21 protein-coding genes are annotated in these 17,101 nt (G+C 60.9%); 15 read left to right on the plus strand and 6 right to left on the minus strand.

The window, feature by feature from the left end:
* Positions 1-28: 28 nt before the first annotated feature.
* From DX908_RS01035 to DX908_RS01090, 13 genes are all read left to right on the plus strand, one after another.
* The gene (locus DX908_RS01035) at positions 29-271 is read left to right on the plus strand and encodes an accessory factor UbiK family protein (protein WP_116390616.1); all 243 of its coding nucleotides are present in this window, start codon (positions 29-31) and stop codon (positions 269-271) included.
* A gap of 164 nt (positions 272-435) precedes the next feature.
* Entirely contained in the window at positions 436-942 is a 507-nt protein-coding gene (locus DX908_RS01040) for a type III secretion system chaperone family protein (RefSeq protein WP_158548394.1), read from the plus strand.
* 53 nt (positions 943-995) lie between these two features.
* Positions 996-1,394, plus strand: coding sequence for a hypothetical protein (locus DX908_RS01045; RefSeq protein ID WP_116390618.1), 399 nt, complete (start codon positions 996-998; stop codon positions 1,392-1,394).
* A gap of 42 nt (positions 1,395-1,436) precedes the next feature.
* On the plus strand, positions 1,437-2,498 hold the full coding sequence (locus tag DX908_RS01050; RefSeq protein ID WP_116390619.1) for a transporter family protein: 1,062 nt from the start codon (positions 1,437-1,439) through the stop codon (positions 2,496-2,498).
* Between the two features lie 11 nt (positions 2,499-2,509).
* Positions 2,510-3,238: a PepSY domain-containing protein gene (locus DX908_RS01055; protein ID WP_116390620.1), complete on the plus strand. Its 729-nt coding sequence runs from the start codon at positions 2,510-2,512 to the stop codon at positions 3,236-3,238.
* 198 nt (positions 3,239-3,436) lie between these two features.
* Complete coding sequence (proC, locus tag DX908_RS01060; protein ID WP_116390621.1) at positions 3,437-4,267, plus strand: pyrroline-5-carboxylate reductase; 831 nt, start codon at positions 3,437-3,439, stop codon at positions 4,265-4,267.
* Positions 4,264-5,202 (plus strand): histone deacetylase family protein, encoded by a 939-nt coding sequence (locus tag DX908_RS01065; protein WP_116390622.1) that lies wholly within the window; start codon positions 4,264-4,266, stop codon positions 5,200-5,202. Before proC ends, DX908_RS01065 begins: the two co-directional genes overlap by 4 nt.
* Positions 5,203-5,212: 10 nt before the next feature.
* The gene (locus DX908_RS01070) at positions 5,213-5,833 is read left to right on the plus strand and encodes a histidine phosphatase family protein (protein ID WP_147303686.1); all 621 of its coding nucleotides are present in this window, start codon (positions 5,213-5,215) and stop codon (positions 5,831-5,833) included.
* Positions 5,830-6,069, plus strand: a complete 240-nt coding sequence (locus DX908_RS01075; protein ID WP_116390624.1) for an exodeoxyribonuclease VII small subunit — start codon at positions 5,830-5,832, stop codon at positions 6,067-6,069. Before DX908_RS01070 ends, DX908_RS01075 begins: the two co-directional genes overlap by 4 nt.
* A gap of 119 nt (positions 6,070-6,188) precedes the next feature.
* A complete protein-coding gene (gene dxs / locus DX908_RS01080) occupies positions 6,189-8,105 on the plus strand; it encodes a 1-deoxy-D-xylulose-5-phosphate synthase (protein WP_116390625.1) in 1,917 nt (638 codons plus the stop codon).
* 11 nt (positions 8,106-8,116) lie between these two features.
* Entirely contained in the window at positions 8,117-8,470 is a 354-nt protein-coding gene (locus DX908_RS16200) for a hypothetical protein (RefSeq protein WP_158548395.1), read from the plus strand.
* Positions 8,467-9,210 carry a TlyA family RNA methyltransferase gene (locus DX908_RS01085; RefSeq protein ID WP_116390626.1) on the plus strand — a complete coding sequence of 248 codons (744 nt, stop codon included), beginning with the start codon at positions 8,467-8,469 and terminating at the stop codon, positions 9,208-9,210. Before DX908_RS16200 ends, DX908_RS01085 begins: the two co-directional genes overlap by 4 nt.
* Entirely contained in the window at positions 9,197-10,483 is a 1,287-nt protein-coding gene (locus DX908_RS01090) for a class I SAM-dependent RNA methyltransferase (protein ID WP_116390627.1), read from the plus strand. Before DX908_RS01085 ends, DX908_RS01090 begins: the two co-directional genes overlap by 14 nt.
* On the opposite strand, the gene DX908_RS01095 is transcribed toward DX908_RS01090, so the two are convergent.
* Genes DX908_RS01095 through purM form a run of 6 tightly spaced genes read right to left on the minus strand, consistent with a single transcriptional unit; the run spans position 10,461 to position 14,574 of the window.
* Positions 10,461-10,895: a PaaI family thioesterase gene (locus tag DX908_RS01095; RefSeq protein ID WP_116390628.1), complete on the minus strand. Its 435-nt coding sequence runs from the start codon at positions 10,893-10,895 to the stop codon at positions 10,461-10,463. The two genes, DX908_RS01090 and DX908_RS01095, sit on opposite strands and share 23 nt — an antisense overlap.
* Positions 10,892-11,359, minus strand: coding sequence for a PaaI family thioesterase (locus tag DX908_RS01100; RefSeq protein ID WP_116390629.1), 468 nt, complete (start codon positions 11,357-11,359; stop codon positions 10,892-10,894). The genes DX908_RS01095 and DX908_RS01100 overlap by 4 nt, the downstream gene beginning before the upstream one ends.
* Positions 11,356-11,661, minus strand: coding sequence for a chorismate mutase (locus tag DX908_RS01105; RefSeq protein WP_116390630.1), 306 nt, complete (start codon positions 11,659-11,661; stop codon positions 11,356-11,358). The genes DX908_RS01100 and DX908_RS01105 overlap by 4 nt, the downstream gene beginning before the upstream one ends.
* Positions 11,658-12,884: a bifunctional alpha/beta hydrolase/OsmC family protein gene (locus DX908_RS01110; RefSeq protein ID WP_116390631.1), complete on the minus strand. Its 1,227-nt coding sequence runs from the start codon at positions 12,882-12,884 to the stop codon at positions 11,658-11,660. The genes DX908_RS01105 and DX908_RS01110 overlap by 4 nt, the downstream gene beginning before the upstream one ends.
* A gap of 32 nt (positions 12,885-12,916) precedes the next feature.
* A complete protein-coding gene (gene purN, locus DX908_RS01115; RefSeq protein ID WP_116390632.1) occupies positions 12,917-13,582 on the minus strand; it encodes a phosphoribosylglycinamide formyltransferase in 666 nt (221 codons plus the stop codon).
* Positions 13,579-14,574, minus strand: coding sequence for a phosphoribosylformylglycinamidine cyclo-ligase (gene purM / locus DX908_RS01120; RefSeq protein ID WP_116390633.1), 996 nt, complete (start codon positions 14,572-14,574; stop codon positions 13,579-13,581). Before purM ends, purN begins: the two co-directional genes overlap by 4 nt.
* A gap of 199 nt (positions 14,575-14,773) precedes the next feature.
* Here purM and DX908_RS01125 point away from each other — a divergent pair, with 199 nt between their 5' ends.
* Together DX908_RS01125 and DX908_RS01130 are read left to right on the plus strand one after the other, a co-directional pair.
* Positions 14,774-16,414, plus strand: a complete 1,641-nt coding sequence (locus DX908_RS01125; protein ID WP_116390634.1) for a DUF2066 domain-containing protein — start codon at positions 14,774-14,776, stop codon at positions 16,412-16,414.
* Between the two features lie 47 nt (positions 16,415-16,461).
* The gene (locus DX908_RS01130; protein WP_116390635.1) at positions 16,462-17,085 is read left to right on the plus strand and encodes a hypothetical protein; all 624 of its coding nucleotides are present in this window, start codon (positions 16,462-16,464) and stop codon (positions 17,083-17,085) included.
* Positions 17,086-17,101 lie beyond the last annotated feature (16 nt).

Below are 17,101 nucleotides of genomic sequence, written 5' to 3' on the forward strand. Positions count from 1 at the left end.
GGGGTGTGAGTAAGTTTGGAGCCTTCCCATGCAGACAAAAAATCCTGTTCTCGACGGTTTTGCCCGTGCGGTCTCTGAAGCGGCCGGCATGGCGGATGGCGTCCGTAAAGAGGCGGAAACCGTGATGCATTCGGGGATGCAGCGCTTCCTCGCCGATCAGGACCTTGTCCCTCGCGAGGAATTCGAGGTGGTTCGCGAGATGGCGATCAGGGCGCTTGATGAGGTCGAGGCACTGCGTGCCGAGTTGGACGCTCTCAAGAAGAACGCCTAGAACCGTTATCGGATACTATAACGCCCGGAAGTTGGGAGCCGGGCTAAAGCCCCGTAATGCCTGTGAACTTTTTCACATGAGCGATGAGCGCTTGGCCCGGGGCCCGAGTCAATTCTGTATGATGTAGTGCAGGGCGCCCCCCTGCGATGTGTGGAGCCAGACCGATGGCAGCAAGTGCGACGACAATCGAAGAATTTACCGCGATCGACCCGCTTGAAACCCTCGAGGTCTTTGCGCGGCGGGCTGATATGGATGCCCAGCGGATCGATGAGACTGAGCTGCATGTGAACCTCAATGGCTCTTGGCGGGATGTCGGGATCTGGTTTGCCTGGCGCACCGAAGCGCAGGTTTTGCAGATTGGCGCGCCGCTCGAAATGCGCGTGCCGAAAGCCCGTGCGGCTGAAGTCTATAAGCTCCTCGCGCTTGTCAATGAGCGGCTGTGGTTCGGCCATTTCGACCTCAATGTCGAAGAGGGCGGCATCGTCTATCGCAACAGCGCGGTTCTGCCGGTCGGTCAGTCGATTGATGACTGTCAGGCGGAGATCCTTCTGCGCGGCGCGATGGATGCGTTCGAGCGCTTCTACCCTGCGTTCAATTTCGCAATCTGGGGCGGCATGGCTGCCGAAGAAGCGCTCGATGCGGCGGTCTCGGATACGGCAGGCACTGCCTGAGCGGACATTTTGCCGATTGAACCGCTGAGGGAGCTGTCTTAGGGCTGCTCCCCGTGACCAATCTGTCATCTCATCTGATGCGTCCAAAGGCGCTGCTCCTTGTCCTGACCATGCTTGCGCTGGTTCTGGCGGGGAATGCGCGCGCCTCCATGCCTGTCATGCCGCCTGCCGGCAGTTTCGAACAGGCGATCGCGGCGGCGGATGATCCGATCGAATTCCTCCTCCTGCTGACATCCGGCTATTGTGACAATTCCGGCGAGGACGGGGAGAATTCCGGCGGGCCGCATTGCGCCTTCTGCGTTGTCACTGCCGCCATGCCCGATGAGATAAGGTCCCTGCCGCAACAACCGCGGGCGCCGCCGCTGCGCGTTGTCTCCATCGACGCCCAGCACCAGCCTGCCTCCCGCGCCGTTCATATCCACGGCCTCCGGGCACCGCCTCTGTCTGCCTGAAACAACTTTCTTCGTTTCAGTCGCAGTACAGAGGATTTTTCCATGCGCAAACTCAGTCTTGCCGCGCTTTGCGTGGCCCCGCTCGCCATTTCGTCCGCCCTTGCCGACGATATCGCCTCCGCCCTTGATCATGGCCCCATCGGTGTGATGGGCGACCACCTCCACAATAAGGGAGAGTGGATGCTGTCCTATCGCGCTATGCGCATGGACATGGAAGGCAACCGAATCGGCACGGACAGTATCTCTCCGGCCCGGATCGCGACCACCATCCCCAACCGTTTCGGCATGCCGCCGACGCTTCGCGTCGTGCCGCTGGAGATGCAGATGACCATGCATATGGTCGGGGCGATGTATGCGCCCACGGACAATATCACGCTCATGGTGATGGGGAATTATGTCACCAAAGAGATGGACCACCTGACCTTCCAGGGCGGGATGGGCACCAATGAGCTGGGCGAATTCACGACCGAGGCCAGCGACTTTGGCGACACCTCCGTCACGGCACTGTTCCGCATCTGGAAAGAAGAACACGCCCAGATCCATGGTGGGATCGGGCTGTCCCTGCCGACCGGTTCGACCGATGAGACGGACACGGTGCTCTCACCGATGAACACGATGCCGGAGCTGCGCCTGCCATATCCGATGCAGCTTGGCTCGGGAACTTATGATCTCCTGCCGTCCCTGACCTTCACCAACAAGACGCATGATGCGCGTTTCGGCGGCGGGGTGCAGTATTCGGGCGTCATCCGCCTTGATGAGAATGATGAGGGCTATGCGCTCGGTGACAAGCATCAACTGACTGCCTGGGGGGCATGGTCGCCCGATCCGCGCGTCTCTTTCTCCCTTCGTGGTACGGCGATGAGTATCGGTGAAGTTGACGGCATCGATGCGATGATCGCGGCGCCTGTCCAGACGGCGAACCCTGATTTTCAGGGCGGCGAGACCGTCGAGGTTGGCCCCGGCATCAATCTTTACGCCGTGGACGGACCGCTCAAAGGTCACCGGTTGGCTTTTGAAGTCATGTTCCCGGTCTCCCGCGATCTCAATGGCCCCCAGCTTGAGACCGACTGGACGGCCACGCTTGGCTGGCAGAAATCCTTCTGAGACCGTTTCTGATGAAGCGGATAATCACACGCATTCACCTGTGGGCCGGACTGTTGCTTGGCCTGCAGGTCGCCATCTGGATGGCGTCCGGCGTCATCATGAGCTGGTTTCCTATCGAAGAGGTGAGGGGGGAGACGCGGGCGGTGCCTGCCATCCCCGACCGGATAAGCCTTGCGGATGCAAGGATCGACCTTGCCCCGGTGCTGGCAGAGCACCAGCCGGAAGTCATCCGTCTGAAGATGTTCCGGGGGAGCCCGGTTTTTCATCTTGAGGCAGGAGCGGCTACGCTGCTTCTCGATGCGACAAGCCTTGAGCCTGTCGTGATTGATGAACGCCTTGCTTTGGCAATTGCGCGGGATGATTACATGGGCGAGGCCCCTGATGCCGCCGTGCGCCTGATCGAAACGGACCCGCCGCTTGATTATGCGGGGAGCCTGCCCGTCTGGCAGGTGAAGCTCCATGATCGGCACGGCACGCGGATCTATATCTCGCCGGAGGATGGCCGGATCACGGCGCGGCGCAACAATGTCTGGCGGCTCTATGATACGTTCTGGATGCTGCATATCATGGATTATGGCGAGCGGCATGATTTCAACAATCCGCTGGTCAAGACGGCGTCTCTCACGGGGCTGATCTTTGCGCTGTCGGGGCTTTTTCTCGTGATCTTCCGCCTGCGCTCGGGGCGCTACGAAGCGGAGATAAAGCGTATGCGGAGTAGAATTTTCAAGTCTGAGAATTAACTGAAAATCCTCCCTCCGCACATCCCCGCGCAGGCGGGGATCCGGTCCTGGGTGGGATAGTCAGAGTTCATCTTCTTCAATTTTGAAATGACAGAGCGGTGCCTCAGAGGCAGATCCCCGCCTGCGCGGGGATGAGCGGGCGGAGAGATCAAGAGACCCCCCGTTGAGGTCAGGGTCCAACCTGCCTAAGTCCCCCGGATGACAGACAAACTTTCCGTGATCCTGATCGGTGCCGGCAATATGGGCGGCGCCATGTTCCAATCCTGGGTGAGAGCGGGGATCCTCGATCCGGCCCGGTCGGCGGTGATTACCCCGAACCCTAAACCATGGCTGCTCGATCTGTCTGATGAGACCGGCATTCCGATCAATCCGGTCGATGATGGCGAGGGCTATGACATCGCGGTTCTCGCGGTGAAGCCGCAAATGTTCGCTGATGTCCTGCCGGGGCTTTCATGGCCGAACATGGAAAAGACGGTCTTCGTCTCGGTGGCCGCAGGTCTGCCGATCGGGGAGATTGAGAACATTCTCAAATCCAATATTGCCGAGCCGCATGTCGTGCGCGGCATGCCGAACCTGCCGGTCTCAGTGGGTGAGGGGTTGACGCTGATGGCCTCCGGTCAGGCGGTCAGCGACGCTGAACAGTCAAATGTCAAACGCCTGCTCGCTTGCGCCGGGGATGTCATCGTTATGGACGATGAAGACGGGCTCGACCGCTATGTCGGCACGTCGGGGTCCGGCACGGCGCTGGCGCTGCTGCTGGTCGAAGCCATGGAAGATGCCGCCATGTCGTTGGGTGCCGATGAGGCCGCCGCGCGGCGGATGGCCGAGCAGGTCTTTGTCGGCGCTGCCGCGCTGCTTAAATCCGATGATCGTCCGGCCTCGGAACTTCGGGCGGCGGTCACCTCGAAAGGCGGGACGACGGCGGCGGGGCTTGCCGTTCTAGATGATGAGAAAAATGGCCTCCGCCCCCTGATGAAACGCGCTGTCGATGCAGCCTATGCGCGTGCAAGGGAGCTTGCGGGGAAATGACCGCGCTGTTCGTCCACGACGTTTTCGGCGAGCATGAGACCCCGCCCGGCCATGTGGAACAGCAGGGCCGCTACTGGGCCGTCGATCGCGAACTGGTAGGCGAAGAATATTCAGATCTAAAGCGCGAAATCCCGCCGCTGGCCGATTGGGACGATCTCACCCGCGCGCATGAGGCGGTCTATGTCGATGCGATTCGCGGGGCCGCGCCGCAGGACGGTATGGTCCAGCTTGATCCCGATACCTTCATGGGCCCGCATTCGCTGGAAGCCGCGCGACGCGGCGCAGGCGGCGCGATGGCAGCGGTCGATCTTGTGATGACAGGCAAGGCCGGCAACGCCTTTGTCGCAGCGAGGCCTCCGGGCCATCATACTGTGCCCGGCCGGGCAATGGGGTTCTGCCTTTTCAATAATGCCGCGCTCGCTGGCCTTCATGCGAGGGCCGTGCATGGCGCGAACCGAATCGCGGTCGTCGATTTTGATGTCCATCACGGCAATGGCACGCAGGATATCCTCGAAGCCGACGAAAACGCCTTTTTCGCTTCCAGCCATGAATGGCCACAATATCCGGGCACGGGCCGAGAGGCTGAGCGCGGGATTGCCGGGAATTGCCACAATGCACCCCTGTCGAGCGGGGAGGGATCCCACGCCTTTCGCCGTGTCTGGGGTGACCGGCTGTTACCAGCGCTCAGTGACTTTGCCCCTGATATTATTGTGATTTCCGCAGGCTTCGATGCCCACCGGGCCGATCCTGTCGGTGGGCTCGAACTGGTCGAGGATGATTTTGCCTGGATCACAGATCAGATCGCACAAATTGCCGCCGAGACCTGTCAGGGCCGCATCGTCTCGGTGCTCGAGGGCGGCTATGACCTTGAGGCGCTTGCCTCTTCGACAGGCGCGCATGTGAAAGCCCTCGCCAGAGCGGACGGTCGCCGCTAGAGGCCCTTTGATGATCGGCAGGATAGTCACCGTTCGGCATGGCCGCCCGGATATGGACCGGAATGTGCGCATTACCGCCAAGGAGTATGGCGAGTGGTGGGCGCAATATGACCTGTCGGGGCTCGCCCCCGGACAGGAGCCTTCAGAAGAGCTCAAGACCATTGCGGCGGAGTGCGATGTCATCATCTGCTCGACCATGCCGCGGGCGATCGAGACCGCCGCGAAAATCGTCGGGGATGCCACCCGCATCGTGCCGCGCGATGCGATCTTTGTCGAAGCGCCGCTACCGGCGCCGCCCATCCCCTTCCTCAAGCTCAATCCGACCATGTGGGGCCGCGTTTCGCGCGTCTTCTGGTTCCTCGGCTTTGCCCCCAACGGCATGGAGAGCCATCTGGCCGCCCGCCGCCGGGTCAAGCGCGTCATCGGGCGGCTTGTCGAATATGCCGAGCGGGGAGAGGATGTGCTGCTCGCTGCGCATGGCTATCTGAACTGGATGATCGACGGCGAGATCCGCCGCATGGGCTGGCAACGCGTCCAGCATCATGGCGGCAATGATTTCTGGTCCTTCCGCGCCTATCGTATGCCCGCGCGGCGCACCCAATCGACAAAAGAGGCCCTGACCGCAGAATGACTGACAAGGATATCAAATCGCTCGCTTTTGAAGAGGCGATGACCGAACTCGAAGGCATCATTGACCGGCTGGAGAATGGCGATGTGCCGCTCGAGGAGTCGATTGCGCTTTATGAGCGCGGCGCGGCCCTCAAAGCCCATTGCGAGACCAAGCTGCGCGCGGCGAAAGAGAAGATCGAGAAGATCGTGCTCGACCCTGATGGCCAGCCCAAGGCGGAACCCGCCCAGTTCGACTAATCGAACATCGGCCGCCCGAATGCCCGATATCTGCCGCATAAGCGCGCAACACTGGGCTCATGGCTTGCCAGCCAACCGAAGAGGCACGCATACTGCCTTGATTGGAACGGAAGAATTCTATGCCCATCGAAACTCCCCTGCTCGACAAAGTGACAACGCCGGAAGAGCTGCGAAAGTTGGACCGGTCAGAGCTGCGCCAACTGGCAGATGAGCTGCGGGATGAAGTGATCGATGCGGTCTCGGTGACGGGCGGGCATCTGGGGGCCGGGCTCGGCGTCGTCGAGCTGACGACCGCCATCCACTATGTCTTCAACACGCCGGACGACAAGCTGATCTGGGATGTCGGACATCAATGCTATCCGCACAAGATCCTGACCGGGCGTCGTGACCGTATACGGACATTGCGTCAGAAGGATGGGCTCTCCGGGTTCACCAAGCGGTCTGAAAGCGAATATGATCCGTTTGGCGCGGCCCATGCCGCAACCTCGATCTCAGCGGCGCTCGGCATGGCCGTCGCGCGGGATCTGAAGGGCGAAGACAACCGCGTCGTTGCTGTGATCGGCGATGGGTCGATGTCGGCGGGCATGGCCTATGAGGCGATGAACAATGCCGGCGACCGGGGCGGGCAGCTCACCGTCATCCTCAACGATAATGACATGTCGATTGCGCCGCCCGTCGGGGCGATGAGCGCGTATCTCGCGCGTGTGGCGTCTTCGGATAAATATCACGCCTTCCGGAATCTGGCGAAACAACTCGCCAAGAAGCTGCCAAAGCGGCTTTATCGGGGCGCGGAGAAAGTCGAGGAATTCTCTCGCAGTTTCGTCACAGGCGGAACGATGTTCGAGGAGCTCGGCTTCTACTATGTCGGCCCGATTGACGGGCACAATATGGAGCATCTCGTGCCGGTGCTTGAGAATGTCCGTGAGCTGACCGATGCGCCAGTGCTCGTCCATGTCGTCACGCAAAAAGGCAAGGGCTATGAGCCTGCCGAGAATGCCGCCGACAAATATCACGGCGTTTCGAAATTCGACGTCATTTCCGGCGAGCAGAAGAAATCAAAATCCAATGCGCCGAGCTACACCTCCGTCTTTGCCAAGCAACTCGTCGAGGAAGCACGCCGCGATGAACGCATCATCGGCGTGACCGCAGCCATGCCGGCGGGGACTGGGCTCGATAAGTTCATGACTGAATTCCCCGACCGCTGTTTCGATGTGGGCATTGCGGAGCAACATGCCGTGACCTTCGCGGCGGGGCTTGCCGCCGAGGGTCTGGTGCCGTTTGCTGCGATCTATTCGACTTTCCTGCAGCGGGCATATGATTCTGTCGTTCACGACGTCGCGTTACAGGGCCTGCCGGTGCGCTTTGCGCTCGACCGGGCGGGGCTTGTCGGTGCCGATGGCGCGACCCATGCGGGCGCGTTCGATACGGCCTATCTGGGGTGCCTGCCGGGGATCGTTCTTATGGCGGCAGGGGATGAGGCCGAACTCGTCCATATGACGCATACGGCCGCGATGTTTGATGAAGGCCCGATCGCCTTCCGCTTCCCTCGCGGGGAAGGCCTCGGCGTTGAAATGCCGGAAGCGGCGCAATTCCTAGAGATCGGCAAGGGCCGGATCCTGCAGGAAGGCACTAGCGTTGCGCTTCTCTCCTTTGGCGGACGATTGGGTGAGTGCCTGAAAGCCGCGGATCAGCTTGCCGCGCGTGGCCTTTCAACCACGGTGGCTGATGCACGCTTTGCCAAGCCGCTCGATGAAGATTTGATCCGGCGCCTTGCATCCGAGCATGAAGTCCTGCTGACAGTCGAAGAAGGCAGTGTCGGGGGCTTTGGCGCCTTCGTTCTTCATTTCCTGTCACGCGAGGGGATGCTGGATACGGGCCTGAAAGTCCGTACCCTGACCCTGCCGGATATCTATCAGGATCAGGGCTCGCCTGCTGAAATGTATGAAGAGGCGCAGTTGCAAGCCGCCAATATCGTCGATGCGGTAACGCGGCTTTTTAGCGATGCGGCCGTGTCGGCCGGCGATCTGCGCGCCTGAAAGCAGGAAGGGTGAGATATTTCCGGCTCCGACAATTCGGTGATCCGATAGATAAATCCATTCCTGAGACTTTCTTCTACCAAGTCGACGATGACGGACGTGTGCTCCGGCTGATTGAAATAAGCCATGATGGGCAAATTCTGTGGGATTCAGTTGAGGCCCGTGAATGTCCCGGAGATGTCGTCGGCGTTTCCAGTTGCATTGAGGGAAGCTGGGATGATGCTCGATTGAAGTGGGATAATCCTGAAGCGGATGAAACAGGCGTTTCCTGCACCGCTATCGGCAGAGAAGAATTTGAATCGCAATGGTTCAAAGCCCAATCCATGGGGTCTGGCCTTCGTAGTTCAGGTTCCAGTTCATCATGACCCGTCTTGACGCTTACCTTGTCGAAACCGGCGCAGTGCGCAGCCGCGAGCGGGCGAAAGATGCCATCAAGGCCGGGCTCGTCCGTGTCGATGGAGAGGTCGTCCGCAAAGCATCACTTGTGATCCGTCCCGAACAGGATGTGACCTGCGAAGGCGAAACACATTCCTATGTCTCGCGCGCAGCGCTGAAACTGGTCCATGGGCTTGAGCATTTCTGCCTGTCGCCAAAGGGCAGGATCTGTCTTGACCTCGGCGCCTCGACCGGCGGGTTCTGCGAAGTCCTGCTCGAAGGAGGGGCAGCGAGGATCTATGCCGTCGATGTGGGACACGGACAATTGCATGAGAGCCTGCTCAATGACCCCCGAATTATGAATATGGAGGGGGTCCATGCGAAGGCCCTCTCATCTGAGACCGTTCCCGATCCCATCGAATTTCTCACCTGCGATGTCAGTTTCATCAGCCTCCTGAAAGCCCTGCCGCCTGCGATGGCGCTGTGTACGCCGAGCGCGGAGATGGTCGTTCTCATCAAGCCGCAATTCGAAGTCGGCCCGGACAATATCGGCAAAGGCGGACTTGTCTCTCTCAGTGCCGAGGAACAGCGGGCATTTGCCGAGACCCATATCCTGCCGGAGATTGAAGCTCTGGGATGGGAGATCCTTGGCCTGACCGAAAGCCCGATTAAGGGCGGGGACGGCAACACCGAATTCCTGCTGGGGGCGCGGCGTCATGGCGAGGCGTAGAAGCAGCGGAAGGCCCAAACCTTCCGCTCACGAAGAAGTCCTGACTATCGATCGGCTCGCTGTATCCGGGGCCGGAATGGCGGGCGATATTTCCGTGCCCTTCACTTTGCCGGGGGAAAAGGTGCAGGCCGCCGTCAAACAGCGCGCCGCCGAACCACTTGAGATTCTGACTACGAGCGCCCAGCGTGAGGCGCCACTTTGCCAGCATTTCGGGATGCCGGGTGAGGGTTGCGGCGGCTGTTTCCATCAGCATTTAGGGCTTGCCAATTCTCTGGTGCTGAAACGCGACAATCTGATCGCAGCAGTCAAAGCCGCCGGGCTGACCCCACCAGAAATCACGGTTCATCAGTCTCCGCTGAAAAGCCGTCGCAGGGCGTCCCTGACCATGATCCGTACCGGGAAGGGCTGGCAGTTCGGGTTCAATCGCTGGCACAGCCATCAGCTCGTGCCGATGCTCGAATGCCATATCCTTGCGCCGGAACTGTTCGCCTTCGCGCAAGGGATGAGTAAGGCGGCGAATACCTTCTTTCCCAATTCGGCGAAGAAAGCAGGGTTGTCCCTGACCCTGACGGATGAAGGGATTGATGCCGAGATCACCCATATTGCGGAGGACGAGTTCGATCTTTCAGCAAGGGAGGGGCTGGCGGCGCTGGCCGCCGAGCATGGAATTGCGCGCCTCGCGATTGCCGGTGTGCCGCAATATCAGTCGCGCCCGGCGGTGATGCATCTCGACGGGGTGCCGGTGGCCCTCCCGCCCTCGAATTTCCTTCAGGCGACAAAGGACGGGCAGACATTTCTGACCGATGAGGTCATCAAGGGGGCGGGCGATGCGCCGCGCGTGGCGGATCTTTTCTCCGGGCTCGGCACATTCGCCTTGCCGCTCAGCCGCAGGGCCGGCGTGCTCGCCGTCGACAGTGACGGTCCGGCCATGGCGTCGCTGACAACCGCCGTCAGAACCCATGGTCGTCGGGTCGATACCATGACGCGCGATCTCTTCGACCTGCCGCTCACCCCGGCAGAGCTTGAAGGTTTTGACGCTGTCGTGATGGACCCGCCGCGTGCCGGGGCTGAAGCGCAGGCGCGAGAGCTGGCGCGCTCGAATGTTCCGGTCGTCGTGTCGGTCTCTTGCCTGACGAAATCCTTCGCGCGAGATGCGGCGATCCTGTCGGGCGCCTACGAACTGGTCTCGCTCGCATTGCTCGATCAGTTCGTCTTCTCCAGCCATATGGAGATGGCCGGCATCTTCCGTCTTAAAACAGGCGGACTGCGATAGCCGCCTTGCCAACGGGTTTGGCCGGGTCATTGTGCCAGCCCGTGACGTCTAGAAAAGCAATGCGACGGCCACGCTGGATGACGCGGGCTTCGCCCTGCATGTCCATGTCGCGGGCGGGGCGCAGGAAATCGCAATGCACACTGACCGTCTTGAGATTATCCGTCTCGCGGCCTCGGCCAATCAGCTCCGCCGTGGCGCAGGTCTGAAGGAAGCTGGAGACGACCCCGCCATGCAGGGCCCGGATGAATTCATTGCCGATATGGCGTTCAGCAAAGGCGAGCCTGAAGCGCAGCGCGCCATCCTCAAGCGTTGCCGAGAAATCGAGCCATTGCAGCATGTTCGAGCGTGCCGCCCATTCCGAAATGCGCGCGATGCTGTCCTCATTCGGGGCGGGGAAGAAATCATCACTCACAAGCGTGATCCTTTCACTGCCGGGGATTTCGTGCCGACCATGAAGGTACCGTCAGCCTGCGCGATGGGGCTGTTATTTGCGGTGTAGATCGTGCCCTGACAGGAGGCGACATCATCGGCGATCGAATCGCAGGTCGCCTTGATCCGCATTTCGCTGCCCGGTGCAGCGCCCTCGAAAAAATCCGTCTTCAGATTGATGGTGGCCATCGGCTCGAATGTATCCATCCGGCTCCAGGCGGCAACGGCCAGTACCGTGTCGAGCAGGATCGTGAAAAAGCCGCCATGCATCACCTTGCCATCGGCGAAATGGTCCGGGAAGCGGCCCTCGAATTCAACAACGCCCCGGCCCACCATGGTCGGCTTCATCGGGATCGTTTTGAACAGCTCATGCTGGGTCTGGGCGTGATGGTGGAAGGCGTCGAGCGCCTTGCGGGTCGCCTCTGTCAGATCACCGCCATTGGTCATGATTTGTCGGCACCGCCGAGTTTTTCTTCTTCATACTGAATGCCCCAGCCAATGATCTGGCGCCACAGCGCCTCGGCCAGCGCCTGAGGCAGGCCTTGCGCCTCTGCCTTGTCGCGGACACGGTCGATCACCTGCTGGATGCGCCATGGCACGGTTGCCTCGGCGGGAGAGGATTTGAGCTGCCACGCCCGGTCGACATAGCCCCAGCGCTCAACGAGCAGGCCGACCAGCGCATCGTCGATACGGTCGATTTCCTTGCGGACAGCGTCCATGTCGGGGCAATCTTGGGGGCTGGTCGTCATGGGCTCTCTCTTTCGGTCAGAACGGTGGCGCCGCGATGTAGCGTTTTGTGCACCGGGCATTTGTCGGCAATTTCATAGAGCCGCTGTCGTACCGTGTCATCCATGTCGCCTTCAAGCGTCAGGGTCCGGGTGAAGATATCGGGCTTCATCTCGCCTTCTTCCATCTCGGCGACCTGCTTGGCGTGGGTTTTCTCGTGCCGGACAGAACAGGAAGCCTTCGCCAGCGGGATCTTCTTATGATCCGCATACATGCGCAGGGTCATGACGGTGCAGGCGCCGAGCGCGGCGGAGAGAAGGTCATAGGGGCTGGGGCCGGAGCCGAGGCCGCCGACCTCTTTGGGCTCATCGCCGATGATCGCATGATCGCCCGATTTGATGAGAACCTGATATTTGCCCTGCGCGGTTTCGGTGACGCAGACGGCGTCTTCGGTTTCGGCTTCGGGTTCGTTAGAGGCCGGCAGGTCGAGATAGCGTTCGGCCCAGGCGGCGATGACGCTCGCGGCATAGGCGGCATCGCGCGGCTTTGAGAGAAGGTGATCGGCTGTGTCGAGCGAGACATAGCTTTTGGGATGGCGGGCGGCGAGGAACAGCTCTGATGCGTTCTCGATGCCCACTGTCTCATCCGTAGGCGCATGAAGGATCAGCAGCGCCTTATCGAGCGTCTTGACACTCTGCTTGATGTCGTGGCGCTCAAGGTCGTCGATGAACTGTTTCTGGATACAGAAATCGCGCTGACCGAGCTGGACCTGCGCGACGCCTTCGGCGCGTATTTCGGGCAGTATTTCTGCAAAATGCCCGGTGATGTGATGGACATCGGCGGGGGCGTTGATCGTGGCGACAGCTTTCACGCTGCTCATTGAGGCCGCAGCGGCAGTGACAGCAGCTCCGCCAAGCGAATGACCGATCAGAAGGGACGGCGCCTCGTAATGCTCACCGAGATAATCTGCCGCGCGGCGCAGATCGCCGAGATTCATCGAGAAATTCGAGGAGGCAAAATCGCCGCCCGAATGGCCGAGCCCGGTAAAATCGAACCGCATCACCCCGATGCCGGATTTCGTCAGGGCACTGGCAATGACGCGGGCCGCCGCGATGTCTTTCGAACAGGTGAAGCAGTGCGCGAACAGCGCGAAGGCTTTGACGGGGCCGGTCGGAAGGTCGATGCGCGCGGCGAGCTTTGCGCCATTGCCGCCGTCAAACGCCGCCTTGATGGGATGGGCTGACATATGAGCCTCCTTTTTTGACGGCAGCGGCGGTGTCAGGGGCGAGCACCTGCCGCGGCCGAACCGAATGTCACATTCGGATTGTTCGAGAAGAGCATGCCTTTGGTGACAGGCAATTCTGCGGCGGCACCGAGAAAGGTCCGCACCGCAAGAGGGTAGAGGAGCTGTTCGGCGTCACGCACACGGGCCGAGAGAGCAGGCAGATCATCCTCTGGCAGGCGCGGCACGGCGCCCTGCGCGATGATCGGCCCGGCATCAAGCTCGGGGATCACCGCATGGACCGTCGAGCCGGTGATGGTGACATCGCTTGCCAGCACCTGCTCATGCGCCCGGTTGCCGCGAAAGGCCGGCAGGAGGGCGGGGTGGATATTCAGCATACGTCCCAGCCAGTGCTCGGTGAAGCCGGTGGTCAAAATGCGCATGAAGCCGGCAAGACAGACAAGCTCGATCCCGGCTTCGGTCAAGGCATCAAGGATCGCGGCATCAAACGCCTCGCGACTGTCATAATCGCGATGCGGAATGACAAGGGTCGGGATGTCTGCCTTTTCTGCGCGTTCCAGCCCCTTCACGCCGGGCTTGTTCGAGATGACCAGCGCGATGTCAGCGGGGAAGTCTTCGTCTTCAGCCGCATCGATCAGGGATTGCAGGGTCGTGCCGCTGCCCGAAATCAGGACGGCTGTTTTCTTCCGGGCACTGCTCATGCGCCGCGCAGCTCGCCGATGACGCGGGCTTCGGGCAGGGCTGCAAGGATGTCGCCAGCTAGCTCAGGGCTCGAGATCAGCACCATGCCGATCCCGGCATTGAAGGTGCGGCGGATTTCTTCATCCGTCAGCTTCCCTTCGGATTTCAGCCATTCAAAGAGCGGCGGCAGGTCGAGGGCGGTGGGGTCGAAGGCAGGCTTGAGCTGGTCAGGCAGCGCGCGCGGCACATTGTCGGTGAGACCGCCGCCGGTGATATGGGCGAGGCCCTTGATCTGGCCGGATTTGGCGAGCGGCATCACTTCCGAAACATAGATTTTCGTCGGTGTCAGGAGCGCTTCGCCTAGCGTCAGGTTGGAGAAGGGCGCCGTGTCATCCCAGCCAAGGCCGCTATCGGCAGCGACTTTGCGGATCAGCGAATAGCCGTTCGAATGCGCGCCGCTCGAGGGAAGGCCGATCATCAGATCGCCTGCCGCCATGGTCTCTGGCCGCGGCAGGATCGCTTCACGCTCAACCGCGCCGACACAGAATCCGGCAAGATCATAATGCCCATCGGGATACATGCCAGGCATCTCGGCGGTCTCCCCGCCGATGAGGGCCGCGCCCGCCTGACGGCAGCCTTCAGCGATCCCGCGCACCACATCCTCGGCAACGCCTTCATCGAGACGGCCGGTCGCAAAATAGTCGAGGAAGAAGAGGGGCTCTGCGCCCTGCGCCAGCACATCGTTCACGCACATGGCGACAAGGTCGATGCCGATCGTGTCATGACGGCCTGTCGCAAAAGCGAGCATCAGCTTGGTGCCGACGCCATCGGTCCCGGAGACCAGCACGGGGTCGTTGAATCCTGCCGCCTTGAGGTCGAACAGCCCGCCAAATCCGCCGAGTGACGCTTCGGTCCCCGGACGCCGGGTCGCTGCCGCGAGTGGGCCGATGGCTTTGACCAGCCGGTCACCGGCATCGATATCGACTCCGGCCTTCTTATAGGCGTCTGACATGAGGCGGATTTTCCTCCTTGGATAAGTAGGGGGCGGTACCTACGCCGTTTCCTTTGAATGTCGAGCCGCAGCAAGCTACAGCGCGTCATGAGCTTGCCCCAATTCTTTGGGCATATTCATCTACGGGCAGTCAGCAGCGGTGGTGACCGGTGCGTCATGCCCTGCTAGTCTCTGGACAGGTTTAACGGGAATCCCGCTGATGCACCTCCGCCGCCTTCTTACCGTTTTTGCGCTTCTTCTGACGTGGGCAAGTGCCGCTCATGCGCAGAATTCCAACCGGCAGGTCTTTATCGTGCCTGAAGTGCCGGTCTTTGCCGAGGCCGATACGGCTGCTGCCGCACAAGCCATTGCGCAGGCGCAAGGTCGCCGGGTGGCCATGGACATCCTGTTGCGGCGCCTGACGGCGGAAGAGGACTGGGAATATCTGCCGGCGCTTGCCTCCGGGCAGCCCGCGATTTCCGGGCCGATTGAGGATGATCCGGTGCTTGACCCGGCGATTGAGGCACAGTTCGGTCAGGACATGGCGCTCGATATCAAGCAGCCAGTCTATATCACGCCCGAAACGCTGGCCTCGTTTGAGGAAGGCTTCTCGATCTTTGACGAGAAGACCTCAAGCACGACCTATCGCGCGCGCATCACCTATCGTTTCAAGCCGGATGCAGTGCGTCAGGCGCTCGAAGATGCAGGGCTGCCCTACAGTGAGGCACAGGCCCGCCGGGCGCTCGTCCTGCCGGTCCTTGTCACCGAGAATGACACCTATCTGTGGGAGACGCGCAATCCATGGGCCCGGGCCTGGCTGTCGCGGCCGCTTGTCAATGAGCTCACCCCGTTGATCCTGCCCCGCGGTGATCGTCAGGACATGGCCAATGTCACAATTACAGAGGCGGCCAATCTTAATCAGGCAGCTCTTGGCGAGATGGCGAACCGCTATCAGACACCGCAGGTCATTCTGGCTCGGGGCAGATTGCAGCACACGGCGGATGAGTATCTGCTCAGCGTACAGCTCATCGATGCCTATCTTGATGGCCGTAGTGGGAACCGCCAGCGGATCGAATCAGAAACCGATGATCCTGCAGCGCGTCTTTATGACAGTGAAGACGGTTATGGTACGGACGGCGTCGGAGGTGGCAGTTCTCAGTCTTCTGGGCAGGTCCTTGCTGAAGCCTTCTTCCGTGGTCCCGATGACGATTTCCCGGCACTTGCCCAGCGTGCTGTCGAGGCGACTGTTGCCCGTTATGCAGATGGCTGGAAGGCGCAGACACTCGTCGACCATTCTGATGTGCGGTCGTTGACTTTGACCGCTTGGTTCGGCGGCCTTGATGAGTGGGCGGATATCCGTATCGCGCTAGAGAGCACCCCACTCGTGCGCAAGATGGAAGTCGGGGTCTTCACTAATCAGAGCGCCGTCATCGACCTGCTCGTCATCGGCCAGCAGGAGCAGTTTAATCTCGCGCTCAAGCAGGAAAACCTGACCGTCTGGCAGTCGCCCGATGGCCGCTGGAACATCGCGGACAATGCGCGTGCAGCAGAGCTGCAGGGCCAGATGCAGGACGTCGTTTATAACCCGGATGAATTCTCCAACGGCAGCCGCCAGAACCGGAACGGTCTGGGTGTGAACCAGCCGGGTCTCAACGGCCCGATCAATGCGCAGGCCGCACCGGGTACGGATGTTTCGATGACCGGCATGAATGGCGCGCCGGTCGAGCTGGAGCTGCCTGACGAGCTGTTCGGCGAAGATGAAGAGCCTGCCGGGCCGCCCGCAGGCGCGCCTGTCGCGCTTGAACCTGCCGATGCGGAAGATGCCAGCGATAATGTCGACAATGATGGGGCGTTGCGCTGACCTCTGTCGTCCAGCCCCCACTACCGTTTCCAGAGCCGGATATTGCCTTGCCCTTTGTTGATGGCGAGGCACGAGATGATGCTTGGGCTGCCCTTGAGGCATGGCTTGCGTCAGTCCGCCGCTGGCAAGACGAAGAGGGCAAGAGTGAAGTCTCTGGCAGTCCCAATATTGTCGCGCTGACGGGAGCAGAAGGTGTTGGCAAAACACGGCTTGCCGAAAGCTGGCAGGCGTCTTTGGCCGATTACCCAATTAAAATTGTCGATGACGCCGATGCTTATGCGCCGCTCGATCTCTTTGCGATCATCAATGAGGCGATCACAAGCCGTCAGCCGCTGGTCCTGATCGGCCGCGCGCGCCCCGTGACATGGGTTCGTGACGAGACCGCACCGGGCGCGCCGGACCTCATCAGCCGTCTGGCCTCCCTGACCCGAATTGAACTTGAGGGACCAGATCAGGAGTCGATACAAAAAGCCTTACAGGCCGGGCTCTTACAGGTAGGTCTTGATCTTCCCGAAGCGCAGGTCAGGCAGGCCGCGCATCGGCTCTGCCGCCGGTTCTCGGCCGTTCGGGATGTCGTCTTGAGCGCCGCCCGGTTGAGTGGCTCGATTGCTGCAGCCAAGCCCTTGTTGGAGGCAGCAATCGCGGATAACCCCCGGCACTGCCTGTCCTGACTGCTTTTTGAGCCCG

Origin of the sequence: Parvularcula marina, assembly GCF_003399445.1 — a bacterium.
Classification (GTDB): Bacteria; Pseudomonadota; Alphaproteobacteria; order Caulobacterales; family Parvularculaceae; genus Parvularcula; species Parvularcula marina.